Origin of the sequence: Rhodanobacter sp. DHG33 (genome assembly GCF_014843005.1) — a bacterium.
GTDB lineage: Bacteria > Pseudomonadota > Gammaproteobacteria > Xanthomonadales > Rhodanobacteraceae > Rhodanobacter_A.
Window position 1 is genome coordinate 434,530 of record NZ_JACYXM010000001.1, and the last position, 24,612, is coordinate 459,141.

At 67.6% G+C, this 24,612-nt stretch carries 24 protein-coding genes and 1 tRNA gene; 9 read left to right on the forward strand and 16 right to left on the reverse strand.

Annotated features, from left to right (window positions below; genetic code table 11):
• Nucleotides 1-89: 89 nt before the first annotated feature.
• The 4 genes from IHE46_RS01840 to IHE46_RS01855 all read right to left on the reverse strand — a co-directional run bounded on the left by IHE46_RS01840 (nt 90) and on the right by IHE46_RS01855 (nt 4,051).
• Nucleotides 90-533, reverse strand: a complete 444-nt coding sequence (locus IHE46_RS01840) for an energy transducer TonB (RefSeq protein ID WP_192162893.1) — start codon at nt 531-533, stop codon at nt 90-92.
• Between the two features lie 72 nt (nt 534-605).
• On the reverse strand, nt 606-2,078 hold the full coding sequence (pyk, locus tag IHE46_RS01845; RefSeq protein ID WP_192162894.1) for a pyruvate kinase: 1,473 nt from the start codon (nt 2,076-2,078) through the stop codon (nt 606-608).
• Nucleotides 2,079-2,189: 111 nt separating this feature from the next.
• Nucleotides 2,190-3,008: a S1/P1 nuclease gene (locus tag IHE46_RS01850; protein WP_192162895.1), complete on the reverse strand. Its 819-nt coding sequence runs from the start codon at nt 3,006-3,008 to the stop codon at nt 2,190-2,192.
• Between the two features lie 164 nt (nt 3,009-3,172).
• On the reverse strand, nt 3,173-4,051 hold the full coding sequence (locus tag IHE46_RS01855) for an MBL fold metallo-hydrolase (protein ID WP_192162896.1): 879 nt from the start codon (nt 4,049-4,051) through the stop codon (nt 3,173-3,175).
• A gap of 136 nt (nt 4,052-4,187) precedes the next feature.
• Between IHE46_RS01855 and gap the strand changes: the two genes are divergently transcribed.
• Together gap and IHE46_RS01865 are read left to right on the forward strand one after the other, a co-directional pair.
• Complete coding sequence (gap, locus tag IHE46_RS01860; RefSeq protein ID WP_192162897.1) at nt 4,188-5,189, forward strand: type I glyceraldehyde-3-phosphate dehydrogenase; 1,002 nt, start codon at nt 4,188-4,190, stop codon at nt 5,187-5,189.
• Between the two features lie 268 nt (nt 5,190-5,457).
• A complete protein-coding gene (locus IHE46_RS01865; protein WP_192162898.1) occupies nt 5,458-5,865 on the forward strand; it encodes a group III truncated hemoglobin in 408 nt (135 codons plus the stop codon).
• A gap of 1 nt (nt 5,866) precedes the next feature.
• Here the strand turns inward: IHE46_RS01865 and bla are convergent, their stop codons facing one another.
• The 8 genes from bla to rsmD form a co-directional block, all read right to left on the reverse strand.
• The gene (gene bla, locus IHE46_RS01870; protein WP_192162899.1) at nt 5,867-6,763 is read right to left on the reverse strand and encodes a subclass B3 metallo-beta-lactamase; all 897 of its coding nucleotides are present in this window, start codon (nt 6,761-6,763) and stop codon (nt 5,867-5,869) included.
• 86 nt (nt 6,764-6,849) lie between these two features.
• Nucleotides 6,850-7,881: a TMEM43 family protein gene (locus IHE46_RS01875; RefSeq protein ID WP_192162900.1), complete on the reverse strand. Its 1,032-nt coding sequence runs from the start codon at nt 7,879-7,881 to the stop codon at nt 6,850-6,852.
• Nucleotides 7,881-8,747, reverse strand: a complete 867-nt coding sequence (locus IHE46_RS01880) for an MBL fold metallo-hydrolase (protein ID WP_192162901.1) — start codon at nt 8,745-8,747, stop codon at nt 7,881-7,883. Before IHE46_RS01880 ends, IHE46_RS01875 begins: the two co-directional genes overlap by 1 nt.
• An 81-nt stretch (nt 8,748-8,828) precedes the next feature.
• The gene (gene ggt / locus IHE46_RS01885) at nt 8,829-10,547 is read right to left on the reverse strand and encodes a gamma-glutamyltransferase (RefSeq protein WP_192162902.1); all 1,719 of its coding nucleotides are present in this window, start codon (nt 10,545-10,547) and stop codon (nt 8,829-8,831) included.
• On the reverse strand, nt 10,544-10,804 hold the full coding sequence (locus IHE46_RS01890; RefSeq protein ID WP_192163126.1) for a YfhL family 4Fe-4S dicluster ferredoxin: 261 nt from the start codon (nt 10,802-10,804) through the stop codon (nt 10,544-10,546). The genes ggt and IHE46_RS01890 overlap by 4 nt, the downstream gene beginning before the upstream one ends.
• Nucleotides 10,805-10,867: 63 nt before the next feature.
• Complete coding sequence (locus IHE46_RS01895; protein ID WP_192162903.1) at nt 10,868-11,371, reverse strand: hypothetical protein; 504 nt, start codon at nt 11,369-11,371, stop codon at nt 10,868-10,870.
• A complete protein-coding gene (coaD, locus tag IHE46_RS01900; RefSeq protein WP_192162904.1) occupies nt 11,364-11,921 on the reverse strand; it encodes a pantetheine-phosphate adenylyltransferase in 558 nt (185 codons plus the stop codon). Before coaD ends, IHE46_RS01895 begins: the two co-directional genes overlap by 8 nt.
• A gap of 27 nt (nt 11,922-11,948) precedes the next feature.
• Nucleotides 11,949-12,509, reverse strand: a complete 561-nt coding sequence (rsmD, locus tag IHE46_RS01905) for a 16S rRNA (guanine(966)-N(2))-methyltransferase RsmD (RefSeq protein WP_192162905.1) — start codon at nt 12,507-12,509, stop codon at nt 11,949-11,951.
• Nucleotides 12,510-12,586: 77 nt separating this feature from the next.
• Between rsmD and ftsY the strand changes: the two genes are divergently transcribed.
• The 6 genes from ftsY to IHE46_RS01935 all read left to right on the forward strand — a co-directional run bounded on the left by ftsY (nt 12,587) and on the right by IHE46_RS01935 (nt 17,412).
• Nucleotides 12,587-13,648 (forward strand): signal recognition particle-docking protein FtsY, encoded by a 1,062-nt coding sequence (ftsY, locus tag IHE46_RS01910; RefSeq protein ID WP_192162906.1) that lies wholly within the window; start codon nt 12,587-12,589, stop codon nt 13,646-13,648.
• Between the two features lie 12 nt (nt 13,649-13,660).
• The gene (locus IHE46_RS01915) at nt 13,661-14,737 is read left to right on the forward strand and encodes an AsmA family protein (protein WP_192162907.1); all 1,077 of its coding nucleotides are present in this window, start codon (nt 13,661-13,663) and stop codon (nt 14,735-14,737) included.
• A complete protein-coding gene (mutY, locus tag IHE46_RS01920) occupies nt 14,734-15,795 on the forward strand; it encodes an A/G-specific adenine glycosylase (RefSeq protein ID WP_192162908.1) in 1,062 nt (353 codons plus the stop codon). The genes IHE46_RS01915 and mutY overlap by 4 nt, the downstream gene beginning before the upstream one ends.
• Nucleotides 15,792-16,070 (forward strand): oxidative damage protection protein, encoded by a 279-nt coding sequence (locus tag IHE46_RS01925; protein ID WP_192162909.1) that lies wholly within the window; start codon nt 15,792-15,794, stop codon nt 16,068-16,070. The genes mutY and IHE46_RS01925 overlap by 4 nt, the downstream gene beginning before the upstream one ends.
• An 83-nt stretch (nt 16,071-16,153) precedes the next feature.
• Nucleotides 16,154-16,229, forward strand: a tRNA-Phe gene (locus IHE46_RS01930).
• Nucleotides 16,230-16,626: 397 nt separating this feature from the next.
• Nucleotides 16,627-17,412, forward strand: a complete 786-nt coding sequence (locus tag IHE46_RS01935) for a hypothetical protein (protein WP_192162910.1) — start codon at nt 16,627-16,629, stop codon at nt 17,410-17,412.
• 20 nt (nt 17,413-17,432) lie between these two features.
• Here the strand turns inward: IHE46_RS01935 and IHE46_RS01940 are convergent, their stop codons facing one another.
• On the reverse strand, nt 17,433-19,001 hold the full coding sequence (locus tag IHE46_RS01940) for an MASE1 domain-containing protein (RefSeq protein WP_192162911.1): 1,569 nt from the start codon (nt 18,999-19,001) through the stop codon (nt 17,433-17,435).
• A gap of 256 nt (nt 19,002-19,257) precedes the next feature.
• Nucleotides 19,258-20,448 carry an alginate export family protein gene (locus tag IHE46_RS01945; RefSeq protein ID WP_192162912.1) on the reverse strand — a complete coding sequence of 397 codons (1,191 nt, stop codon included), beginning with the start codon at nt 20,446-20,448 and terminating at the stop codon, nt 19,258-19,260.
• Between the two features lie 274 nt (nt 20,449-20,722).
• Here IHE46_RS01945 and IHE46_RS01950 point away from each other — a divergent pair, with 274 nt between their 5' ends.
• Complete coding sequence (locus IHE46_RS01950; protein WP_192162913.1) at nt 20,723-20,980, forward strand: hypothetical protein; 258 nt, start codon at nt 20,723-20,725, stop codon at nt 20,978-20,980.
• 3 nt (nt 20,981-20,983) lie between these two features.
• Here the strand turns inward: IHE46_RS01950 and ybaL are convergent, their stop codons facing one another.
• Together ybaL and recQ are read right to left on the reverse strand one after the other, a co-directional pair.
• Nucleotides 20,984-22,666 (reverse strand): YbaL family putative K(+) efflux transporter, encoded by a 1,683-nt coding sequence (ybaL, locus tag IHE46_RS01955; protein WP_192162914.1) that lies wholly within the window; start codon nt 22,664-22,666, stop codon nt 20,984-20,986.
• 83 nt (nt 22,667-22,749) lie between these two features.
• Nucleotides 22,750-24,564 (reverse strand): DNA helicase RecQ, encoded by a 1,815-nt coding sequence (gene recQ / locus IHE46_RS01960; RefSeq protein ID WP_192162915.1) that lies wholly within the window; start codon nt 24,562-24,564, stop codon nt 22,750-22,752.
• Nucleotides 24,565-24,612: the final 48 nt, after the last annotated feature.

Below are 24,612 nucleotides of genomic sequence, written 5' to 3' on the forward strand. Positions count from 1 at the left end.
GGCGTAATCGCCCGTTCGAGGGTGATGCCGCCCCGGGGCGGCAGGATGAAAGGCCTCGAATTATAGCGAAACCGCCTGAGGGGCGCCGATTACTGCCCGTAACCGGGCAGTTTGCAGGGCTCCATGACCTTCTGCATGCCATCCGCACCGTCGGGCGCGTTGAACGGCACGATGTAATAGGTGTCGATGGGCTGGCCGATGCGATTGGTGAGGGAGGGGCCGTAACGGAAGTTCTTCACCGCGGTCACTGCGGCGTTGCCCAGGTCGCTCTTGGGGACCAGTTTGACCAGCTGCACGTTCATCGGCACGCCATCGGAACCTATGGTGTAGGTCACCGCCGCGCAGCCGGGCTTGTCCAGGTTGAGACCCGAGTTGGGCAGATCCGTATTCACCTGGGTATTGAGGCGAATCCAGTAGTGATACAGGTTCTCCGGCCCCACCCGATGGGCCGACTGCGCCCACGCGGATGCGGCGCAAGCCAGTGCCGGTACCAACAACAGGGAACGGATCAGACGGGGGGCGCGCGGGTTCATGGCGGATGCTCCGGTGGGGTTGGGGACGACAACAGTCTAGTCGCGCGACGTCCTGTTGGCGTCCCCTACCACTCAGAGATCGCGCATGCTGTCCACAGCGCCGCCGGCCCCTACCGAAAGCAGCTTCAGCGTGTTGGTGCCGCCGACGTGGCCCACGCGGTCGCCATAGGTGATGACCACGCTGTCGCCCTCGAGCAGCTTGCCCTGCCCGAACAGCAGGCGCACCGCGGCACGGGTGGAGGAAGCCATGCTCTGGTTCTCGCCATGGCTGAACTCCACCGCGCGCACGTCGCGCAGCACCTGCATGCGGCGGCGCGCGGCGGCGAACGGCGACAGGCCATAGATCGGCACCGCGCTGCGGTAGCGCGACAGCCATTGCGCGGTGGCGCCGGATTCGGTGAGCGCCACGATCGCGCGCACGCCCAACTGGGCGGCCAGCACCATGGCGGCCAGGGCGATCGCCTGGTCGGTGCGGCTGAGGTGGTGGCCGGCGCTGGCCAGGTCTTCCTTCGGCTCGAACTGGCGCTCGGCACCGAGGCAGATGCGCGCCATCGCCGCCACCGCCTTGTCGGGATGGGCGCCGGCGGCGGTTTCCTCGGACAGCATCACCGCATCGGTGCCGTCGATCACCGCGTTCGCCACGTCCAGCACTTCGGCGCGGGTGGGGATGGGCGAGCGCACCATCGACTGCAGCATCTGGGTGGCGGTGATGACGGCGCGATTGCGCAGCACCGTCTCGCGGATGATCTTCTTCTGCAGGCCGGGCAGCTCGGCATCGCCGATCTCCACGCCCAGGTCGCCGCGCGCCACCATCACCACGTCGGAGGCGTCGATGATCTCGCCCAGCACGGGGATGGCATCGGCGCGCTCGATCTTGGACACCAGCGCCGCGCTGCCGCCGGCCTCTTCCAGCAACCGCCGCGCAAGGTGCATGTCATCGGCCGAGCGCACGAAGGAGACGGCAAGGAAATCCGCGCCGATCTCGGCGGCAAGCTTGATGTCGGCCTTGTCCTTGTCCGACAGCGCCGAGACGGAGAGGCCGCCGCCCTGGCGGTTGAGGCCCTTGCGGTCCGACAGCTTGCCGCCCACCAGCACGGTGCAGCGCACCTCGGCGCCGACGACTTCGTTGACGGTGAGCGCCACCAGGCCGTCGTCCAGCAGCAACACGTCGCCGGGGCGCACGTCTTGCGGCAGACCAAGGTAGCTCACGCCCACGCGGTCGATGTCGCCGGGTGGCGCATCAACGCGGCAATCCAGCACGAAGGGCCGGCCGACCTCGAGCTGGATCGGGCCGTTCGCGAATTTCTCCACGCGGATCTTCGGACCCTGCAGGTCGGCCAGCACGCCTACTTCGCGGCCCGCGGCGGCTGCCGCCGCCTTCACCGCGGCAGCACGTGCACGGTGGTCGTCCGGCTGGCCATGCGAGAGGTTGAGCCGAACCACATCGACGCCGTTGGCGATGATGCTTTCGAGCATGCCCGGCGCGTCGGTGGCGGGTCCGAGGGTGGCGACGATCTTGGTGCGGCGGAGCGGTGTGTTGGTCATGCTGTGGCCTGGTGGACTATGGACGTCTAAATCCGATGGATTGCCGTGGAGGCTAACAGATGCCCGGCGCGATGCCAGCCTGCATTCGTATGCAGCTCCCCTGCGATGCGCTCACTGGGTCAGCGCGAGGTTCAGCACTTCGGCCAGGCGACGCCCGGCGATGCGCAGCTGGTTCTCGGCCACCGGCAGTTCGGCGTCGACGTAGGCCTGATCGATCTTGTGGCCATCCGGATAGAACCCCGGCGCGGCCGTGATGCGGCAGGACTCCTCGGCCCACTGCGCATAGGGGTTGTCCAGCGGCGCGCTGTTCGGCGGCAGCGCCACCGGGCCTTCCGCGTCCAGCTTCTGGGCATAGGCCTGCCACTCGAGCCCGCGCGTCTTCAGCATGCCCGAATCCCAAACCTTGTGCAGGTTGCTGCCTTTGCCTTCGAACTGCACCTGGTACTTGTTGCCGCCGAGATCGTCGCGATAGCCGTCGTGCAGCGGCTGGTGCTCGTCGCCCACGAAATGCACCACGAACTTCAGCGCCGCGAGGCGCGCCGCATCCGGCTGCGACTTGTCGCCGAGGATCGCCACGTAATGCGCCAGCCCGTCCACCACGCATTCGCCACCGGCACAATCGCGCGGCGGCACGTAGTCGCAATCCGGACCGCCACGGAAGTTGATGTAGTGAAGCTTGCGCGTCTGCTGCCACAGCGTGGCCATCGCCGGATCGTCCTGGATCTGGTCGGGCCAGCTGGCGATGTCGGCGAGCTGGGTGGTGTGGTCGGCCGCGAGCAGGTGTTCCACCTCGGCCTCGGCGGCCGGGCTCAGGTGCTTCTGCGCCAGGGCGGCGACGATGCTGTGCCCCAGCGGCCCCCAGGCCTGTGCGGCGGGAACGACGGCGAACACGGCCAGCGAGGTGACCAACAGGCGGCGGGAGAACTTCATGGCAGACACTTCGAACAAAGGGATCCGGGAGTGTGCCACAGCGTGCCGGGATCATCAGCGCGGCCGGCCCCAGCTAGGCTGGGGCGGAGAGCTGCCGCGTGGCCAGCGCGGTCAGCCCACCGGAATTCCGCCAGCCGGTGCGTTCCGCGGCCAGCTTTGATGAATCACGACTGCGCTTCCAGCGCCCCCGCATCCAGCGGCAGTTTCAGGAAGCGCCGCCCATCGCCGTCCGCCGGCGGCAATTCGCCTGCACGGATGTTCACCTGCAGCGCCGGCCAGAACAGCCGCGGCAGCGACAGCGTGGCGTCGCGGCGTTCGCGCAGTTCAACGAAATCCGCCTCGCTGGTGTCGGCGGAAAGATGCACGTTGCGCTCGCGTTGCTCGTGCACAGACACCCTGTCGCGCGGTGCAGCGCCGCCGGCGGGATAGTCATGGCAGAGGTATAGCTGCGTGTCGTCCGGCAATGCGTACAGCCGGCGTACCGAGGCATGCAACGCCGCTGCGCTGCCGCCGGGGAAATCGCAACGCGCGGTGCCCGCCGCCGGCGAGAACAGCGTGTCCCCGATGAACACCGCCGCGCCGACGCGATAGCTCACGCCATCCGCGGTATGGCCGGGCGTGGCCAGCACTTCGATCGTCAATTCGCCGAGCGGCAGCGTGTCGCCGTCGTGCAGCAGGCGGTCGAATGCCGAGCCGTCGGCCACGAACTCTTCCCCAAGCCCCAGCCGGCGCTTGAACCCGGCCTGCACCTCGACGATGCCCGCGCCGGCTGCCAGCGGCGCGCCGGTCTGCGCGCGCAGCCATGCCGCGGCGGTGAGATGGTCCGCATGCGCATGGGTTTCCAGTATCCATTTCAGGCGCAGCCCTTGCGCATGCAGATGGTCGAGCACCGCGTGCGCTGCCTCCGTGCCGATCCGGCCGCTGACCGGATCGAAATCCAGCACCGGGTCGATCACCACCGCCTCGCGGGCCGCGGGATCGCTGGCCACGTGCGTCCAGGTGCTGGTGGCCGCATGGAAGAAGGAGGCGACATTGGCAGGCATGGCAGGGCACCCGTGGAATGCATGCGCCGATGATAGCCGCCGCGGCGCAGGCAGCCGTGCCGGTTTCCCGCTAAAATCGCGGTTTTCCGGCCGCGCCGCGCGGCCGCCTTTCCCTGTAATCGGAGGACGCTGTCCCATGGCCATCAAGGTCGGCATCAACGGCTTCGGCCGCATCGGTCGCAACGTGCTGCGCGCTGCGGTGCAGAACTTCGGCAAGGACATCGAGATCGTCGCGATCAACGACCTGCTGGAACCGGACTACCTCGCCTACATGCTGCGCTACGACTCCGTGCACGGCCGCTTCAAGGGCGACGTGGCGATCGAGGGCGGCCAGCTGGTGGTCAACGGCAAGACGATCCGCCTCACCCAGGAGCGCGATCCCGCCGCGCTGAAATGGAACGAAGTGCAGGCCGACGTGGTGATCGAGTCCACCGGCCTGTTCCTCGACAAGGTCACCGCGCAGAAGCACCTGGACGCCGGCGCGAAGAAGGTGATCCTGTCCGCCCCGTCGAAGGACGACACGCCGATGTTCGTGTACGGCGTGAACGACAAGAGCTACAAGGGCGAGGCGATCATCTCCAACGCCAGCTGCACCACCAACTGCCTCGCGCCCATCGCCAAGGTGATGAACGACAAGTGGGGCATCAAGCGCGGCCTGATGACCACCGTGCACGCCGCCACCGCCACGCAGAAGACCGTGGACGGCCCGAGCAACAAGGACTGGCGCGGCGGCCGCGGCATCCTCGAGAACATCATCCCGTCCAGCACCGGCGCGGCCAAGGCCGTGGGCGTGGTGATCCCCGAGCTCAACAAGAAGCTCACCGGCATGAGCTTCCGCGTGCCGACCTCGGACGTGTCCGTAGTCGACCTCACCTGCGAACTGGAAAAGCCCGCCACCTACGCGGAAATCTGCGCGGAAATGAAGGCGCAGTCGCAGGGCGCGCTGAAGGGCGTGCTGGGCTACACCGAAGACAAGGTGGTCGCCACCGATTTCCGCGGCGAAACCTGCACCTCGGTGTTCGACGCCGACGCCGGTATCGCGCTGGACAGCACCTTCGTGAAACTGGTGAGCTGGTACGACAACGAGTGGGGCTACAGCAACAAGTGCCTGGAAATGGTGCGCGTGGTGGCGAAGTAAGCCAACGCGGCGCCCTTGCGATCGGCCTTGATCGCGGGAGCCGGACCGACCGCCCTTCATGGCGACCGTGCCCTCAAGCAAAAAGCCCGCGCCAGCGGGCTTTTTGCTTTCACTCCCAAGCGGTCGGCACCGAAACCACGACCGCCAAGCCGGCATGCCACCCACGGACAGATTGCCGCAGGCGCCTGGCCGTGGTCACCCTGATGCGCACATTTGCGAAAATGCCCGTACGGGGCGCAGAGCTGCCCCAGCAGAAGACAAGCAAGCCATGACTACGCTCGACGAAACCCGCATCGCCACCCTGGTCGACTGCTTCTACGACAAGGTGCGTGCCGACGCGTCCATCGGCCCGATCTTCAATGCCGCCGTGCATGACTGGCCGGAACACAAGGCGCTGCTGACCCGTTTCTGGTGCTCGGTGGCGCTCGGCGCCCAGAGTTACCGCGGCAATCCGATGGCGGTGCATCGCGGCCAGACCGCGATCCGCGCCGTCCACTTCGCCCGCTGGCTGGAGCTGTGGCGCGAAACCACCTGCGAAGTGCTGGACGAAGACGATGCCGCGCGGATGCAGGACTTTGCCGACCGCATCGGCCGCAGCCTGCGCATGGGCATGGGCCTGCCCGAGCGGCTGGACGTGCGGCCGCTGGGCATTCCGGTAGTGAACGCGAAGCCTTGAATCACTGCGCCTTGGCGTGCTCTTCCGCCAGTCGCGCGTCGAGGTTCTGCGTCGCGGTGGCGGCATAGTCTCGGCAGGCTTGCGGGTCGATCAGCGGCGCCGCGTCCGTCGGCGATTTGCGCCGGGCCACTTTTTCCCAGAAGCCGCTGGCGTCGGGATGCGGCGTGAGCAGGATGTCGCAAGGCAGCGCGGCAACGGCGGCGATGCCCTTGCGGAAATTGGCGACGTAGGCGGGATGGTCGGTGAAGCGATAACCCGGCGCGCTGAAGGCGCTGAGGCTGTCGGCATAGGCCATGCGCAGGCAGCGGCGGCGCTCGCAGGAAACCCATGTCCACGAGGTGCTGCCCGCCGTGTGGCCGGGCGTGTAGTGCGCCGTGATCGCCACGTTGCCCAAGTGCACGACCTCGCCGTCGCGCACCACCCGCACCTGCTTCACCGGCTGGAAATAGGGCATGGCACCGAATTGCGGATCGCTGGGGTCGGCACCGCCCAGGGCGAGTTCGCGCGCACCGGCCATACTGGTCAGCACCTGCGCACCGGTGGCCGCCTGCAGCGCGGCGATGCCGCCGGCGTGGTCGGCATGCGGGTGCGAGTTGAGTATCCACTTCACATCGCGCACGCGGAAACTGAGCTGGCGGATGTGCGCCTCGATCACCGGCGCGGATTCCGCCAGGTCTCCATCGAACAGCGCCAGCCCTTGCCCGGTATCCACCAGCAACGACGTCAGTCCATACGGCCCCACGTACCAGACGTTGCCGTAGATGCGAAACGGCTTCTGCGGCGCATTCCACTGGCTGTGTGGAATGCCGTCCGCGGATGGCCCGGGCTGCCCGGCATGCGCCGCGGGCAGGGCCAGGCCAAACGCCAGCGCGGTGGCAACGGGCAATCGCAAATGCATGGGGGCTCTCCTTGGCGACGGTTGCGCAGCATCGCCGCCGCAGCTGACTCGCCGCGGGCGCAATGCTGGCATTTCGCGGATGGCGCTCAGCGATGCCGGGCGCGGCGGCGCCACAGCAGCAGGCCGAAGCCGAGCAGTGCGATGACAAGCCATACAACGACGGGCAACGTGCCGCTGCCCAACCATGGGATAGCGGCAAGCACGCCGACCGCCAACAGGCTGCCGCCAAGCGCGGACGCCGCATCGATCCGTGCCGCGCCGCGTCCAAGCAACAGGCCCGCACCCAAAGCCGCCAGCAGCACGGCAAACACGCGACGCAGCCAGACCATCGCGGGCCGTTCCGCCATGTCGGGACGCATGTCCACCAGCGCGCTGTTGCCCACGTCCACTTCATAGCCTTTGCCGTCGGCCGTCTCCGGCGGCACCACCAGGCGGTCGCCGTCGACGCGGGCGATCACCGTGACTTCCTGCAGCGGTACCGCGCTCCAGCTGATGCGCAGATCGCCGAGGCGCGGAGCGGCCGGTGTGGAGCTGGTCACCAAGGCATCGTCGTGCAGGGCAAAGCTGGCGGCGAGGTTGGACGGCAGCGACTTGATGTTCGGCGCAACCGGCTCGCTGCTCGGCAATGCATCCACCAGAGCGGGATCCAGTCTGTAACCGTCCAGCTCCACCCTGCCGGCATCGAAGCGCTTGCCGGCAATGGGGAACGGCCCGGGATTGGCGTGTCCCGCCGGTTGCGCGAAGCGGCTCGAGTCCTGCGGCGTGTCCGCCCAGTCCAATTCGTAGGTCACGCTGCCGCCCAGGCGCAACTCGTGCCACTGGAACATCTGCACGTGGCGCGTCAGCACCGGCGTGGCGGCCTGCTGGTTGAAGTCGGCGTCATAAGGCGACTCGACCACGCGCGGCGTGCCGCTGATGCGCACCGTCTTGCCCTGCAGGTCCGCGTTCGGCTCCGCGTCGGCACCGAGATCCAGCACCGCACCACCGTGCTGCTGCAACGCAGCCTGGTAGCTCACCAGGCTGCGCTCCGTGTTCACCGCCAGCGCCACGCCAAGAACCAGCAACACCACGCCGGCGACGATGAGCAGCGGGCCGCGCGGCAAGGTGTCGGTACGCATCAGGTCAGGCTCCCGCTCAATTCGGTTCGTTCGTCCGCGCAACCGTAGCGGCCACGCTCGTCGCGCACCACGCGGGCCGAGGCGCAGGCGTGGTCGTGGGTGAAGAACAGCCGTACGTCGCGTGCCAGCTTGTCGTCGAGGAAGACGCGCTTCTCGTCGATCAGCTTCTCGGGGTAGCGGTCGTAGCCCATGGTGATCGGCAGATGCACCCACGACCGGCCGGGGATCAGGTCGGCGCAGAACACCACGCCGCCGATTTCCGCCAGCATCAGGCCTGGTGTATGGCCGTCCGAATAGCTGAAACGCACGGCATCGCCCAGCGATTTCGAATACTCGCCATCCACCAATTCCAGCCGGCCGCTGTCCACCAGCAACTGCGTGAGTTCCGGGATGAACGAGGCGCGGTCGCGCGGATGCGGCTTCAGTGCGCGCTGCCAATGCGCCGCACCCGCCACGAAGGTGGCATTGGGGAACAGCAGTCGCGGCGGCTGACCTTCCTGCCACGCGGCGAGCAAACCGCCGGCATGGTCGAAATGCAGGTGCGACAGCACCACGGCGTGGACGTCCTCGTGCGAAAGACCCACGGCAGCCAGCGAATCGAGCAGCACGTGACGCTCCTCCACCACGCCATAGCGTTCGCGCAGCGCCGGCTCGAAGAACGCGCCGATGCCGGTCTCGAACAGCACGTTGCGGCCGGGCACGCCGTCCACCGTCACGCCCTTCACCAGCAGGCAGCGGCAGGCCAGCGGGATGCGGTTCTGCTCATCGGGCGCGATCCAGCGCGACCACATCGCCTTGGGCGCGTTGCCGAACATCGCGCCGCCGTCGAGCTTCTGCGAGTTGCCTGGGATCGAGAAGAATTCCATTACCGACTCCACCTGAGCATCGTCGCGATTTCTCCGTGACGATTCAGTCACCGACCCGGCTTGCGCCGGGATGTCGAAGGGTTACTCCACCTTGCCCAGACCCGACGGCCGGCGCGGATCGCTGGCGGCATCGAGCTTGTTGTCGCGATGGTCCCAGGTCACCACGTTCATGAAGCCCCAGGCTTCGCGCGGCTTCAGCGTGTAGCCCATCTTCCGCAGCGAGTCGCTGGTGGCGGCGTCGAACACGCCGTCCTCCACGTCGACCACGTCGGGCAGGAACTGATGGTGGAAGCGCTTGTCCGCCGCGATCTGCTGGGCGCTCTGGCCGTCGATGAAATGCAGGATGCCTTCCAGCACCTGCGTGATGATGGTGGAGCCGCCGGGCGAACCGATCACCGCGCTGCGATCCTTGCCGATCACGATGCTGGGCGACATCGAGGACAGCATGCGCTTGCCGCCCTCCGGCGCGTTCGCCTTGCTGCCCAGCAGGCCATAGACATTGGGCTTGTTCGGCACCAGGGCGAAGTCGTCCATCTCGTCGTTGAGCAGCACGCCGGTGCCCTTGGCGACGAAGGTGGAGCCGAGGATGTAGTTCACGGTGGAGGTGATCCCCACCATGTTGCCGTCCTTGTCGATGATCGAGAAATGCGTGGTGTGCATGCCCGGATCCTGCGCCGGGCCGTGCGGCAGCATGGACGAGGGCGTGGCCTGGTCGGGCAGGATGCTCTGGCGCAGGCCGTCGGCGTAGTACGGCGACAGCAGCATGTCCAGCGGCATCTTCACGAAGTCGGGATCGCCGAGGTAGTCGTTGTGGTCGCGGAACGCGCGGCGCATCGCCTCGACGATGTAGTGCACGCGGTGCGCCTGGTCCATCTGCGCGAGGTCGTAGCCGCGCAGGATGTTGAGGATCTCGGCGATCGCCACGCCGCCGGAGGACGGCGGCGGCGCGGTGACGATCTGGTAGCCCCGGTAGTCGACGGTGATGGGCGTGCGTTCCTTGGCGCGGTAGTTCGCCAGGTCCTGCAGCGTCCAGTTGCCGCCGGCGGCATGCACCGCATCGACCAGCTTCTGCGCCGTTTCGCCCCGGTAGAAGCCCGCGTCGCCCTGCTCGGCGATCAGCTCCCAGGTATGCGCCTGGTCCGGGTCACGCCAGATCTCGCCAGTCGCGGGCGGCTGGCCGTTCGGCAGGAACTTGGCGGCGGAAGCGGGCCAGCGTTCCAGGTTCTTCTGCTCTTCCTTGATCGAACCCAGCAGGCGCGGGTCCGGCTTGAAGCCATCGCGCGCGATGCGGATGGCCGGCGCCAGCGACACGCTCAACGGCAGCTTGCCGTAGCGCTTGGCCAACAGCGCCAGGCCCGCGGGTTCGCCCGGAATGCCGGCGGAGAGCGGCCCCTTCAGCGCCGTGTCGCGGTTCGGCGTGCCGTCGGGGTTTAGGTAATCTTTCGGGTTCACCGCCATCGGCGCCATTTCGCGCGCATCGATGAACACGTTGCGGTTGCCCTTGGCGATGTGCAGCGTGGCCATGAAGCCGCCGCCGATGCCCGAACTCTCCGGCTCCACCACCGACAGCGTGGAAGCCACCGCCACCGCCGCGTCGAACGCGTTGCCGCCCTTGGCCAGCACTTCGAAACCGGCGTTGGTGGCCATGAAGTTGGCGCTGGCGATGCCGGCATGACCGGGGCGTTGCGCCATCGCGGTGGATGGCGAGGCCTTGGGCGCGCCATCGGCCGCCATGGCCGCGCCGCCGCCGGCCAGCAACAGGCCGAGCAGCAAGGCGCGGCTGCGCAGGGAGAAGTTCATGCGCCGGGCTCCTGACTCATGAGGTGGCGGTACTTGAGTTCGAGCGCGTCGCGCGACTCGGTGTGCGCAGGGTCGACGATGATGCATTCGACCGGGCACACCTCGATGCATTGGGGTTCGTCATGGTGACCGACGCATTCCGTGCACAGCGCGGGGTCGATCACGTAGAACTCCTCGCCCAGCGAGATCGCCTTGTTCGGGCAGACGGGTTCGCAGACGTCGCAGTTGACGCAGGTATCGAGGATCTTGAGAGACATCGTTTCACGCGGCGCGGCGTGCGGCGAAGGCATGGCGCCTCCGTCGCACGGCCGGCCGTTCGATCACATCTGCACGAAACGGACGGTGGCGCCAGTCGGCTTGACCGCGTCCTCGACGCGCTGCTCGTCGGCCTTGTCGCCGATGAACAGCACGATCACGTCCTTGAAGGTACCCGGCTGGGCATCCTTGAACGCGGCCACCAGCAGGTCGGCGGTGGTGGCGGACACCGGGCCGGCGAAGGCCAGCAGGTTGCCCGGGGTGACGCCGCGGGCCACCGTGTCCTGCACGTTCTTCAGCTGACGATCGTTCTGCGCCTTGTCATCGTCGGTCTGGCCCGGGGTCACCAGGTAGGCATAGGGCTGCTGCGCGGCCATGCCCTGCAGGTTCTTCTGCACCAGCTGGCCCAGGTAGGTATCCCAGCCCTTGGTATCGCTGATGTTGGTGGGCTTGGTCGCGGCAGCGGCCTGCGGCGCGGCCTGCTGGTCCTGGTCGGAGCCCTGCGAGCAGCCGCCCAGGGCGATGCCGGCGGTCAGCGCGATGGCGGCGATGAGAGCGAACTTACGCATGATGGTCACCTTCTTCTGTTTCAGGTTGCTTGGGGAGGCCGACGCTGCGGCCCTTGTGCCAGCGCTGACGCATGGCCTGTTGCACCGCCGGATGCACGAAACCGGAGATATCGCCGCCAAGGCGGCCGATCTCGCGCACCAGCGACGAGGAAATGAAACTGTATTGTTCCGCCGGCGTGAGAAACAGCGTCTCCGCACGCGGGATCAGATGCCGGTTCATGCTGGCCAGCTGGAATTCGTATTCGAAGTCCGACACCGCGCGCAAACCGCGGATGATCACGCCCGCGTCGATCTCCACCACGAAATCGGCCAGCAGGCTGTCGAAGCCGCGCACCTCGACGTTGCGCAGGTCGGCCAGCGCCAGCCGCGCCAGCGCGATGCGCTCGTTGAGGCTGAAGCCCGGCCCCTTGCTGGAGCTTTCGGCCACCGCCACCACCACGCGATCGAACAGCGGCGCGGCACGCGCCACCAGGTCGGCATGGCCGTTGGTGATCGGATCGAACGTGCCCGGATAGACGGCCAGGCGGGGATTGCCGAAGGATTTGTTCACGGCGACGCGGCGATTGCGGAAACGGGCCTAGCTTAACGGAAGCGCACGCCGATAGAGCGCAAAGCGCACCTCGCCGGCATGGCCCTCGCGGTGCAGCGACCAGCTCGCCGGCAGGGTTGGCGCCACATCGCGCGGCGACTCCACATAGACCCACGCCTGGGCGGCCAGCCAACCGCCCTGCTCCAGGCCCTGCGCCAAGGCGCCCCACAAGTTGAGCGCGAACGGCGGATCGAGGAAAGCCAGGTCGAACGGACGCGCCGTGCCGCGCAGGAACCCCTGCGCATCCGTCGCCGCCACCTCGCCACCCATGGCCTTCAGCCGCCGCAGGTTGTCGCGCACTGCCCGCGCCGCCCGCGCTTCCGGCTCGACGAAGCAGGCGGACGCCGCGCCGCGCGACAGCGCCTCGATGCCCAGCGCGCCCGTGCCGGCGCACAGGTCCAACACGCGCGCGCCCTCGATCATCGGCGCCAGCCAGTTGAACAGCGTTTCGCGCACCCGCTCCGGCGTGGGCCGCAGGCCCGGCAGCCCGGGGACATCCAGCCGCGAGTTGCGCAGGCTGCCGCCGACGATGCGGATACGGCCGCTCACGCGGCCTGCCCCGGCTCAGCGGCCGGTACGGATGGGGGTGTTAGCATGCCGCCCATTGTCTTTGAATCGCCCCCGCAATGCTCAATTTCTGGAAGAAGAAACCCGCCGAAACCCCGCCTGTCGCCGCGCCCGAAGCGCCGGCGGCGGACGCTCCCCCGGAAGCCGCCGCCCCGATCGAAGCGCCTGCCGAAATCGCCGCCAGCGAACCGGCCGAAGCCGCTTCGGCCAAGCGCAGCTGGCGCGAGCGTCTTGCCGGGAGCGCACTGGGCCGCGGCCTGGGCTCGCTGTTCAACCGCAATCCCCAGCTCGACGACGACCTGCTCGACGAACTGGAAACCACGCTGATCACCGCCGACGTGGGCGTGGAAGCCAGCACCGCGCTGGTGGAAGACCTGCGCAGGCGCATGCACAAGCGCGAGTTCGCCGACGCCGCCGAGTTGCGCAACGCACTGCGCGAGGCACTGGTGGCGCTGCTCAAGCCGGTGCAGCAGCCGCTGGATCCTTCCGGCCGCAAACCCTTCGTGGTGCTCACCGTGGGCATCAACGGCGTGGGCAAGACCACGACCATCGGCAAACTCGCACGCAGGTGGCGCGACGAAGGCCGCAACGTGCTGTTGGCCGCGGGCGACACTTTCCGCGCCGCTGCCGTGGAGCAGCTCAAGACCTGGGGCGAGCGCAATGCCGTGCCGGTGATCTCGCAGGGCCAGGACGCCGACGCCGCCAGCGTGATCTTCGACGCGCTGCAGGCGGCGCGTTCGCGCGGCGCCGACGTGCTGGTCGCCGATACCGCCGGCCGCCTGCACACCCAGGGCGGCCTGATGGACGAGCTGGGCAAGATCGCCCGCGTGCTGAAGAAGCTCGACCCCGAGGCGCCGCACGAGGTGCTGATGGTGATCGACGGCACCACCGGCCAGAACGCGGTGAACCAGGTTCGCCAGTTCCGCCAGATCGTCGGCGTCACCGGCCTGGTGGTCACCAAGCTCGATGGCACCGCCAAGGGTGGCGTGGTGTTCGCGCTGGCGCGCGAGTTCGGCCTGCCGATCCGCTTCGTGGGCCTGGGCGAAACCGCCACCGACCTGCGGACCTTCGATGCCGCCGCCTTCGTCGACGGCCTGCTGCCCGCGGCCGGCCATGGTTGACGCGGAGCCGACGTGACACGCGGACTGCGCCGCCTGCTGGTGGCCGCGAGCGCGCTGGCGCTCGTCGTGCTGTCGGCCATGGCCGTCTCGGTCTACCTGCTGCTGCAGCCCGACCGCTTCACCGTGATGCTGCAGCAGCAGGCACATGAAGCCGGCCTCGAACTGAGCCTGGGCAGCCCTGCCAGTCCGACCGTGTTTCCGCGTCCCGCACTGGAACTGCGCGGCATCACGCTGATTGCCGAAGGCTCGGACGACCCCATCCTGCTGGCCTCGCGTGGCCGCCTGGTGCTGCCGTGGAGCACCCTGCTCGGCGGCCCCGTCGCCATCACGCAGATGGAAGTCGACGAACCGCGCGTGGACCTGGCCGCCCTGCAGAACTGGCTGGCCGCCCAGCCGTCGCAGCCGGCGGATGCCGCCCCGGCGATTCCACGCATCGACACCGGCATCCGCATCACGCGCGGCAGCGTGGTGCACGGCGACCAGTCGCTGCTCAACAACGTCACGCTGACCGTGGGCACGCTGGTGCCCGATCGCCAGTTCCCGCTCGACATGTCGGCCGTCACGGCCACCGGCACGCCGCTGCAGTTGCGGCTCACCGCCACGCCGCACATGCAGGGCAACACGCTGCAGTTGAACGACGTCCAGCTGCACCTGTCGCAAGGCGGCGACAGCACGCTTGCGCTGCGCGGCGATGCCCGCTGGCGCGGCGCGGCCAACGCGGAAGCCCAACTCGGCGGCAAACTCGACCAGGCCGACGCCGGCAGCCACGACATCACGCTCACGCTCACGCCCGCCGACCAGACCAATCCGCTGCTGCTGCACCTCAAGCTGGACGGCCAGGACAACCACGCCGACCTGAGCCTGCCGCCGCTGGCATTGGCGCACTGGTGGGGCACGCTGAATACACCGCCCGACCCGCAGACGGCATCCCAACCCGAACTCCCGCCCGGCAACGGTACGTTGCGCGTGTCCAAGCTGCAGATCGGCAGCCTGGGCATCACCGGCCTCAGCGTGCAGACCGGCGCCAGCGCCCCCGCCGCGGCCGGCACCGCGGCGATCAAGCCCGACGCCGACGGCACCGCCAAGTGAACCGCTTCGCCGATGCGCTGCTGGCCTGGTTCGACGACCATGGCCGCCACGACCTGCCCTGGCAGGCCACGCTGGACCATGGCCAACGCGACGCCTATCGCGTGTGGTTGTCCGAGATCATGCTGCAGCAGACGCAGGTGGTCACCGTGATCGGCTACTTCGAGCGCTTCGTCGCCGCGCTGCCCACCCTGCGCGACCTCGCCGCCGCGCCGGAAGACCAGGTGCTCGCGCTGTGGGCCGGCCTGGGCTACTACCGCCGTGCGCGTTTCCTGCATCGCGCCGCGCAACTCTGCGTGGAACGCCATGGCAGTGAACTGCCGCGCGATTTCGACGCACTGGCCGCGCTGCCAGGCATCGGCCGCTCCACCGCAGGCGCGATACTCGCGCAGGCGCATGGCCTGTGCTTTCCCATCCTCGACGGCAACGTGAAACGCGTGCTGACGCGCTACCACGGCATCCACGGCCATCCCGGCGGGAGTGCGGTGGAAAAGCAGCTCTGGCAACACGCCGACGCACACACGCCAGCCCTGCGCGCAGCCGACTACACGCAAGCCATCATGGATCTGGGCGCCACCGTGTGCACGCGCGCCAGGCCGCGCTGCGAGGCGTGCCCGCTGGCTGCGGATTGCGTCGCCCTGCGCGATGGCCTCGTCGCGCAATTGCCATCGCCGAAGCCGGCGAAGGCCGCGCCCACGCGCGAAACCGTGATGCTGATACTGCGCGACACACTGGGCCGCGTACTGCTGGAACGGCGCGGCCTGCAAGGCGTATGGCCCGGCCTGTGGAGCCTGCCCGAAGCCGCCGGCATGACTGCCGCATGGCGGCACGCGCGGCAGCACGCACGCATCGACGATGCGCAGGCACTCGCACCTTTCGTACATGTGTTCAGCCATTACCGGCTGCGCATCGAACCCCTGTTGTTCGACGGTGCGACAGCCGTGCCCGGCATCGCCGATAATTCCGGTCTGCGCTGGTGCGATGCCGGCGAACTCGCCGCGCTCGGCCTGCCCGCCCCCGTGCGCAAGCTGCTGCAGAATCTCGAAGGACCCGCCCCATGAGCCGCATCATCCATTGCGCCAAACTCGGCATCGACGCCGAAGGCCTCGACTTCGCACCCTGGCCCGGCCCGCTGGGCCAGCGCATCTACGCCGGCATCAGCAAGCCGGCGTGGCAGCAATGGCTGGCACACCAGACCATGCTCATCAACGAAAACCGGCTCAACCCGCTGGATCCGAACGCGCGCAAATACCTCGCCGAACAGATGGAGAAATACCTGTTCGGCGGCGACGTGGACCAGGCCGTCGGCTACACCCTGCCCGGCTCCGAGTCTTGACGGCAAGCCGTGCATTCGGTCTAATGCACGGCTCCACGCGGTGCACGGCGCCCTTCACGGCCCATCCGCAGTGACCCAAATTCGGCCGGGTAGCTCAGTTGGTAGAGCAGGGGATTGAAAATCCCCGTGTCGGCGGTTCGATTCCGTCCCCGGCCACCATCGATTCCAACGAAAAAGCCCACTCGCTCGAGTGGGCTTTTTCGTTGATGGCATCCTGCTTGCAGTACTGGCACAGCCATACCGCAGCCGTCGCGATTCTCGCGAAAACCATGGCACCGAGAACCCGTGTTTCCGCCGTGTGCGGCCTGCCGCACGCACCGCAAGGAAACATCATTCATCGTACTATTTGAAGCGCCAGATTCATGCGGATCTGGCGGCGTTCTGGGCGCCGATCAGGCGATCAGATGCCCGACCCCCTCGGGGTGGCGATCAAGGGAAGCTTCTGCCGACGAACCATTCATCCTGGATGGTTAGCCGCTCGTGCCGCGCCTGCTTCCCCAAGGGGATTCTTGATTTCGAGCAAGAGTTGCTCTTTCACCAACTTGAGGAATTCATCATGCGCATGATCACCCGTGCAGTCTTCGCCGTGTCCATCGCCATCGCCACCGGCACCGCCCTGGCGGCCACGCCCGCCACCGGTCTCGGCCAGTCCTGGCCGAATGCAAGCGACGTCAGCACCAGCCCGAACTTCCATGTCTACGTATTTGCCCTTGGAGGCGTCAAATACATCCAGGTCAACGATCTGAACGGCAACGTGCTCGGCAGTGTAGGCACCGCCGGCGGCCAGTTCATCACGCTGCCGATCGGGCGTTATGCTCAACAGGTCGCCACGCCCAGCCAGCCGGCCGCCGTGACCACGGACGCCACACCCGCCGCCGCACCCGCCACGGTCTACAACGACGGCACCACCGCGGTGACGGCCACGCCGATGACTGACGGCACCATGGCCCTCAGTGCCGCGGCAGCCAACCAGCCGTGCAACGACCCGGTCGACTGCAGCATGAAGGGGGTTACCGGCCAGTCGAACGCCATCTCCGCCACTACGCCCGCCACGGTCTACAACAACCGCGCCACGGCGATGACGGCCGCACCGATGAGTGGTGGCACCATGACCCCCGCGGCAACCAGCCAGCCGTGCGACGACCCGGTCGACTGCAGCATGAAGGGGGTTACCGGCCAGTCGAACGCCGCCTCCGCCGCTGCGCCCGCCACGGTCTACAACAACCGCTCCACGGCGGTGACGGCCGCGCCGATGACTGGTGGCACCATGACCCCCGCGGCAGCCAGCCAGCCGTGCGACGACCCGGTCGACTGCAGCATGAAGGGCATCACCGGCCAGTAAGGTTCGCAGCCACCCCCGCGTCAATCGCGGGGGTGGTTCGGCTCCAGGAACGAAACCAGCATCCGCCAGCCGTCGTGGATGACGCGTTCGCGCACCTGGCCGTCAAACGTGGCGGCACGATCCTCGATCGCCTTGCGACCCAGCCCGGTGGTGCTGATCCGCAGGCGCTGCCGCAACGCCAGCCAGTCGACATGCATCGTCCGCTCCAGGTTCCGCCGGGCGTCGATCATCACCACTACCCAGGGACGTCCCCGGGCGCCGCAGCGGACCTTCACTAGGACATCCGAAGGCTCATGCTTGATGCAAGCCTCCGCGACGGCCTCGCACACCACGCGGTAAACCGCCAGATTCATGGTCTGCGAGAGAACGCTCGCCGGCCCTCGCAAATCGCACCAGTACTTGATGCCGCCCTCGTGGAGCGTCCGCGCCAGCGCGCCCTGGCTCAAAGCCCCGGCCAGGCCGCGCTCGTGCAGCATGGAAGGATCCAGACTGTCCGTCAGCAGAAAAAGCTGTTCCTGGGCCTGTTCGACGTCCCGGCGGTAGCCCGAACCGTCCACCACGTGCAGCGTCTGACGCTCCTTCTTGGGCATCTTGTTGAAGATGCCATGCGAGAGGCTGCGGAATTGATTCAAGGCCTGCGCCGTGATCTGCAGCTGGGCCTCGCCCAGGGCCGCATTGCGCTGCGCCAGCGCCATGGCCATGCGCGAATCGAAACGCTCCTGCTCGACCCACCGGTTCAGGGCAGCCATGCGCGCGCCCACCAGCAGCATGGTCGAAACGGCCATGGCCACCAGGGTCTCGGCCTGCATGGTGATGCGGTCGTTGGTGGCGGGCATCAACGTCACGATGCCCAGGCTGGCCAGGGTGCCGGCCACCGCCGCCCCCTGCCAACCGTACCGGAACGCCATGAAGATCACCGGCACGAACATGGCCATCTGTGCCATGGCGCGGATCTGGGGATCGCGCAGGCCCAGCCAGACCAGGAATGCCACGAGCGGGAGCACTCCCAACATGCTCTCCAGCAGGAAGCGGCTTCCCAGCAGCCCATGCAGCCAGTGCCGCCACCGGAAGTTGGCGGCCGCGAAGCTCTGGTAGATCACCAGTGCAATGGGCGCCACCGTGAGCACGCCCATGAAGTTGCCCAGCACCATGCGTGCCGTCACCTCGCCGTAGTGAATGACATAGCCCGGCGGGAGCGACGCGAACTGCAGTTCGACGATCGTTTCGACCGTCGAAATGATGGCAATGATCAACGCGCACAGGACGAAGGCCGGCATGTTGACCGTCCCTTTGGACGGGAACAGCTGCCGGTGCTCCCGGAACCACCACACCACGGGAGCCTCGTAAGCCAGCGAGGGAATCGTGTTGAGCAAGGCCCAGCACGCCCCGTATCGATCGAAGCAGGTGTAGCTGATGAAGGCCAGGCGCCCGGTATCCGCAATGAACAGCGCCGGCCAGTAGCGGTACGGCACGAGCATCAACACCGCGAGGTGAAGCCCGGTCAGGATGAACCAGTGTTGGACTGAAACCGCGCGAAACAGGTACAGCGCCCCCAGGTAGGCACCGCCTACCAGAGCTTGCCGCAACATGGTCCCCAACCATGACCCACCGCGCATGACGCTCCCCCCAAAAGCTAGATCACACAGCCGCCTCTGCAAGACAGACACGAAACAGTCACCTGTAATCGTAGCCTGAAAATCGCGGCGCTGGGTTACGGCCTGCTCCCGGGCGAACCCGGGCTTGTGACACTGTGAGGTACCTCACGTGTCAGATTGGGCGTGGAGGGATGGATCGAAATTCTTTACGCGAGCGCCTGTTGGCGGAAATGCCGCGCAAACCGGACGCTTAAGTCGCCTGCTTCCCGTAGCGGTACTCCACCAGCAGCCACAGCTTGCGCTGGTTCACGGTGAAGCCGTCGGCGCGATAGTCGCCGTATTGCAGCTCCAGACCGAGATGGGGGCTGATGCTGGCCAGCAGACCGACGTCGGTTTCGTAACCGTAGCGCGCGCCGCTGCCGCTGGCGGGCTGGAAGTCGTGCTGGGTGACTTGCCAGCCCAGCCGCTGCCACGGCAACTGGCCATGGATGCCCACGTAGCGGTCCCGCAAGCCGTGCGGCGGGATGCTGAACACGCCGACCCAGCCGTCGAAGCTGTGCCCCGCGCCGTAGGCGATGTTGAAAGCGTTGCGGCCGTTGCCGCCCAGCAGTTCCTCGCCCGCACGCGCGGAGATGGCGGGCAAGCCGTAGTCGAGTTCGTAGAGGTGATAGGGCAGGCTGAAGCGCGCAGGGTTGTTGGCATAGTCGTACTGGCGGGCGGCCTCCGCCGTCCAGCTCAACTTCGTCTGCCCGGCAGGCGCGCTGCCGACCCAGCGCGCGCCTTCGGTACGCACGGAATCGGCTGTCTGGGTGAGGTTCTTCATGAAATAGGCGTACCCGGTCAGGCTGCCCAGCGGTAGCGCCTGGGTCACGTGCAGCAGCTTGCCGTCGAGTTTCCAGCGACGCTGGTCGATGTCCGGAAAATCCGCGCCCACGGTGCGGTTGACCTGGCCTACCCAGCCCCAGCCTATCGTGGTGGTAGGGGTCGGCCTTATGTAACCGGTGACGCCGTCGAACGATTGCGGGTTCTGGCGCCAGGGGTTGGAGCTGAAGAAGCGCCGGTCGTCGAGATTCAGGTATTGCCTGCCGGCGCGGATGCCGAACGCGTCGTTCGCATAGCCGACCCATGCACTGCTGACTTCGGTGGAACGCGGATCGGGTTCGGCCGGATAAGGCGTACGCCGGCCCGTGGTGTCGTTGTACTGGCGTCCGAACAAGGGATGCACCGTCGTGCCTTCGGCGTACGCGGCGAAACCGGGCGCGAATGCCCACAGGTAGCCCAATTGCAGGCGCAGGGTATGGGCATGGCCGGTATTCGCCATGTTGGCCTGGTGCAGGGTGCTGTCGCGGTAACGCAGGTCGATGTAGGGCGTACCGTCGTCGGCATGGGCGAGCGGCGCAAGCAGCAGGCCGGCGAGCAGCCACAGGATGCGTCTTCGCATTCAGAATCACTCCTCGTGAAAGGGAGTTCCGAGTGTTGGGACAAATGGGCGACCAAAAAAATGAATCCTCGCCATGTCGATATGACACCCGCTTATCCAGGCGTGTCGGGCGCGAATCGCAGTGTCGGGACTGCGATTCGGGTGGCGCGATGCGTCCCATGAACGGCCTCGGATGAACGACTGTTCACGCTGTCACCGCTCTGCCACCCGCGGATCATCGGCGAGCCACGCACGCCGGCGAAACTCCCGCGCACTGTCCGCGAGTGCTGCACCCATGCCTGCGCAATACGTTGCACCCTCGAAATTCGGCCTGTTTCGCATCGTGCGGCATGGAGGACGCTGGCGCAGCCTGCTGGAGGGTTGCGAACTGGCGCGGCACGACGATGCCGCCGCGGCGCTGGCCTATCTGCAGGCGAGTTGCCCGCGTGCGCGGTTGCCGGCTGCCTTGGACGAGTGGCGCTACCTGGCCGGGCCGCCGGCGCGGCTGGAGCACGCCAGCATCAACGACGAGGGTTGGCTGCAGACCGGTTGAAGCTCAGGCCGCAACCGCTTCGGCTCCATCGGCGGAAAGACGATCGAGCATGCCGCGCGCCATTTCGCGCTCGCCCGACACCACGAGATTCGCTCCCTGCTCGTGCAGATGTGCGGCAGCGGCGCCGGAACCTGCACGCGCGCAGATCGTCAGCTGCGGATTGAGCTGGCGCGCAGCACGCACGATCTCGCCGGCTTCGAATGCATCGGGGACAGTCACCAGCAGCGCCCTCGCGGCGCCGAGGTTGGCGGCAGTCAGCGCTTCGTCGGACGAGGCCGGACCGGAAACGGCACGGATGCCCAGCTCGCGCAGCGCCTCGACCCGCTCGCGTTCCATTTCCATCACCAGCAAAGGGGCGCCGTGCGTACGAAGTTCTTCGCACAACAAGCGCCCCACCCGTCCGTAACCCACCACCACGACATGGCCGGACAGATCGCCGGCCTGCACGGGGACCGCCTCGCTGGGAGGCGCCATCGCATCTTCCGTCGTCGCTTCGCGCGCATCCAGCCAGGGCTTCGCGCGATCGAGCAACTTGAACAGCACAGGGTTGAGCAGGATGGACAAGATGGCCGCGGCGAGCAGCACATCCTGCGCCTCCTTCGACACCATGTGCTGGGCCACGCCCACGCCGATCAGGATGAAGGAGAACTCGCCTATTTGTGCCAGGCTCACCGCGATGGTGAGCGCGGTGCGCATCGGCCGCCGCGAGGCGAGCACGATGAACAATGCCGCCAGCGATTTGCCCAGCACGATGATCGCGAGCGCCGCCAAGACCACCAGCGGCTCGGCAAGCAGCACATGATAGTTGAACAGCATGCCGACGGACACGAAGAACAGGACCGCGAAGGCATCGCGCAACGGCAGCGTTTCCTCGGCTGCGTCGTGCGCCAGTTTCGACTCGCCCATCATCATGCCGGCGAAGAACGCGCCCAGCTCGAACGACACGCCGAATGCCCCCGCCACGCCGAAGGCCACGCCCAGCGCGATCGCCAGCACCGCCAGCCGGAAGAGTTCGCGCGAACCGCTGCCCGCCACGCGCGCGAGCAGCCACGGAATCAACCGCGCGCCCACCACCAGCATCAAGGCCACGAACAGGATCACCTTGCCGATGGCGATGCCCACCGTGCTCGCCAGCGCACCGAACGAGACACCCTGCCCCGACGCCAGGGCGCCGCCTATCGCGGGCAGCAGCACCAGCGCCAGCACCATCGCCAGATCCTCGACGATCAGCCAGCCCACCGCGATGCGGCCGCGCTCGGTGTCCAGCAGCCGCCGTTCTTCCATCGCACGCAGCAGCACCACGGTGCTGGCCACCGACAGCGCCAGGCCGAACACGAAGCCCTGCGCGAACGGCCAGTCCAGCGCCCAGCCCAGCAGCACGCCCAGCACGGTGGCCACCGCCATCTGGATCAGTGCGCCGGGGATGGCGATGGCCTTCACCGACAGCAGATCCTTCAGCGAGAAATGCAGGCCCACGCCGAACATCAGCAGCACCACGCCGACTTCCGCCAGCTCGTGCGCGATGTGGCCGTCCGCCACGTAGCCCGGGGTGAACGGGCCCACCACCACGCCGGCCAGCAGGTAACCGGCCAGGGCGGGCAGCTTCAACCTGTGCGCCAGCGCGGCGAACACGAAGGCCAGCACGATGCCGCTGACGAGGGTGGCGATGAGTGGCGCTTCGTGCATGGCGATTCCTCGATTCCGTGTGCGAGGTACGGTACCTGTTGTAAACACATCCTGTGGCAGGCACAAGCGCCGCCGGGATGCGATCACTCCGCCGCGTTGATGACGGCGAGGAAATCGCGCCCGTAGCGCTGCAGCTTGGCTTCGCCCACGCCGCTGACCTGGGCCAGCTCGCCTTCGTTCGCGGGCATCGCGCGCAGCATCGCGAGCAAGGTGGCGTCGTGGAACACCACATAGGGCGGCACGCCCTGCTGGCGCGCGAGCTGCGTGCGCAGGGCGCGCAGCGCATCCCACAACGGCTGCTCGTAGGCCTCGATGCCGAGGTTGGCGCCGGTGACCAGCTGGCTGTCGCGGCGGCGGCGCGCGGAACGCACGGGCTTCGCGTCTTCGCGCAACCGCACGGCCTGCTTGCCCAGCAGTACGTCGCGGCTGGTCGCCGTGAGCCGCAGCGTGCCGTAGCCTTCCGCGTCGGTGGCCAGCAGGCCTACGGCGAGCAACTGGCGGAATACCGAACGCCAGCCCTTCTCGTCGATATCGGCGCCGATGCCGAAGGTGCTGAGCCTGTCGTGGCCGAGCGACGTCATGCGCTCGTTGTCCACGCCGCGCAGGATGTCGATGACGTGGCCGGCGCCGAAGCGCTGGCCGCTGCGGTACACCGCCGACAGCGCTTTCTGCGCAGGCACGGTGGCGTCCCAGGTTTTCGGCGGCTCCACGCAGTTGTCGCAATGGCCGCAGGGGCCGTGGTAGTCCTCGCCGAAGGCGCCCAGCAACAGCTCGCGCCGGCAGCGCGTAGCCTCGGCATAGGAGAGCAGCGATTCCAGCTTCTGCCGCTCGATGCGCTTGCGTTCGTCCGCCGATTCCGACTGCGCGATCATCTGGCTCATCGTCACCACGTCGGCGAGGCCGTAGATCATCCACGCCTCGGCGGCCAGGCCGTCGCGGCCCGCGCGCCCCGTCTCCTGGTAATAGCCCTCCATGCTGCGCGGCAGATCTAGATGCGCCACGAAGCGCACGTCGGGTTTGTCGATGCCCATGCCGAACGCCACCGTGGCCACCATCACCACGGCCTCCTCGCGCAGAAAGCGCTGCTGGTTCTTCGCGCGCGTGGCCGCATCGAGGCCCGCGTGGTACGGCAGCGCCTCGATGCCGGCCTCGGCCAGCCATGCGGCGGTTTCGTCCACCTTCTTGCGGCTGAGCGCATACACGATGCCGGCTTCGCCGCGATGCCCGTCGAGAAACTGCATCAGCTGAGTGCGCGGGTTGTGCTTCAGCATCACGCGGTAGCCGATGTTGGGGCGGTCGAAACTGGAGACGAACTGGCGGGCGTCATGCAGCGCCAGCCGCTCCACGATTTCCTCGCGCGTGCGCGGGTCGGCGGTAGCGGTGAGCGCGATGCGCGGCACCAGCGGGAAGCGCTCGTGGAGTACGGTCAGCTCGCGGTACTCGGGGCGGAAGTCGTGCCCCCACTGCGACACGCAGTGCGCCTCGTCGATGGCGAACAGCGCGATTTCCACCTGCGCGATCAAGCCGAGGAAACGCGAGGTAAGCAGCCGTTCCGGCGCCACGTAGAGCAGGTCCAGCTCGCCCGCCATGAACTGGCGCTCCACCTCGCGCTGCGCTTGCGCGTCGAGGCTGGAGTTCAGGTACTCCGCCGCCACGCCTGCGGCGCGCAGCGCTTCCACCTGGTCCTGCATCAAGGCGATCAGCGGCGACACCACGATGCCGGTGCCTTGCCGCAGCAACGCGGGGATCTGGTAGCACAGCGACTTGCCGCCGCCGGTGGGCATCAGCACCAGCGCGTCGCCGCCCTCTGCCACGTGTTCGACGATGGCCTGTTGCTGGCCGCGGAAATCGGGATAGCCGAAGACGTTGCGGAGGATGTCGAGGGGGGTGTGGTGCATCTGGGGCATGCTAGCAAATGGAAATGTCGCGCCCGCTGCCTACGCGGA

What these genes read in the sequence shown, in the direction of transcription:
- IHE46_RS01840 (WP_192162893.1), bottom strand. Translation starts at nt 533, where the DNA reads ATGAACCCGCGCGCCCCCCGTCTGATCCGTTCCCTGTTGTTGGTACCG.
- pyk (WP_192162894.1), bottom strand. Translation starts at nt 2,078, where the DNA reads ATGACCAACACACCGCTCCGCCGCACCAAGATCGTCGCCACCCTCGGA.
- IHE46_RS01850 (WP_192162895.1), bottom strand. Translation starts at nt 3,008, where the DNA reads ATGAAGTTCTCCCGCCGCCTGTTGGTCACCTCGCTGGCCGTGTTCGCC.
- IHE46_RS01855 (WP_192162896.1), bottom strand. Translation starts at nt 4,051, where the DNA reads ATGCCTGCCAATGTCGCCTCCTTCTTCCATGCGGCCACCAGCACCTGG.
- gap (WP_192162897.1), top strand. Translation starts at nt 4,188, where the DNA reads ATGGCCATCAAGGTCGGCATCAACGGCTTCGGCCGCATCGGTCGCAAC.
- IHE46_RS01865 (WP_192162898.1), top strand. Translation starts at nt 5,458, where the DNA reads ATGACTACGCTCGACGAAACCCGCATCGCCACCCTGGTCGACTGCTTC.
- bla (WP_192162899.1), bottom strand. Translation starts at nt 6,763, where the DNA reads ATGCATTTGCGATTGCCCGTTGCCACCGCGCTGGCGTTTGGCCTGGCC.
- IHE46_RS01875 (WP_192162900.1), bottom strand. Translation starts at nt 7,881, where the DNA reads ATGCGTACCGACACCTTGCCGCGCGGCCCGCTGCTCATCGTCGCCGGC.
- IHE46_RS01880 (WP_192162901.1), bottom strand. Translation starts at nt 8,747, where the DNA reads ATGGAATTCTTCTCGATCCCAGGCAACTCGCAGAAGCTCGACGGCGGC.
- ggt (WP_192162902.1), bottom strand. Translation starts at nt 10,547, where the DNA reads ATGAACTTCTCCCTGCGCAGCCGCGCCTTGCTGCTCGGCCTGTTGCTG.
- IHE46_RS01890 (WP_192163126.1), bottom strand. Translation starts at nt 10,804, where the DNA reads ATGTCTCTCAAGATCCTCGATACCTGCGTCAACTGCGACGTCTGCGAA.
- IHE46_RS01895 (WP_192162903.1), bottom strand. Translation starts at nt 11,371, where the DNA reads ATGCGTAAGTTCGCTCTCATCGCCGCCATCGCGCTGACCGCCGGCATC.
- ftsY (WP_192162906.1), top strand. Translation starts at nt 12,587, where the DNA reads ATGCTCAATTTCTGGAAGAAGAAACCCGCCGAAACCCCGCCTGTCGCC.
- IHE46_RS01925 (WP_192162909.1), top strand. Translation starts at nt 15,792, where the DNA reads ATGAGCCGCATCATCCATTGCGCCAAACTCGGCATCGACGCCGAAGGC.
- IHE46_RS01935 (WP_192162910.1), top strand. Translation starts at nt 16,627, where the DNA reads ATGCGCATGATCACCCGTGCAGTCTTCGCCGTGTCCATCGCCATCGCC.
- IHE46_RS01940 (WP_192162911.1), bottom strand. Translation starts at nt 19,001, where the DNA reads ATGTTGCGGCAAGCTCTGGTAGGCGGTGCCTACCTGGGGGCGCTGTAC.
- IHE46_RS01945 (WP_192162912.1), bottom strand. Translation starts at nt 20,448, where the DNA reads ATGCGAAGACGCATCCTGTGGCTGCTCGCCGGCCTGCTGCTTGCGCCG.
- IHE46_RS01950 (WP_192162913.1), top strand. Translation starts at nt 20,723, where the DNA reads ATGCCTGCGCAATACGTTGCACCCTCGAAATTCGGCCTGTTTCGCATC.
- ybaL (WP_192162914.1), bottom strand. Translation starts at nt 22,666, where the DNA reads ATGCACGAAGCGCCACTCATCGCCACCCTCGTCAGCGGCATCGTGCTG.
- recQ (WP_192162915.1), bottom strand. Translation starts at nt 24,564, where the DNA reads ATGCACCACACCCCCCTCGACATCCTCCGCAACGTCTTCGGCTATCCC.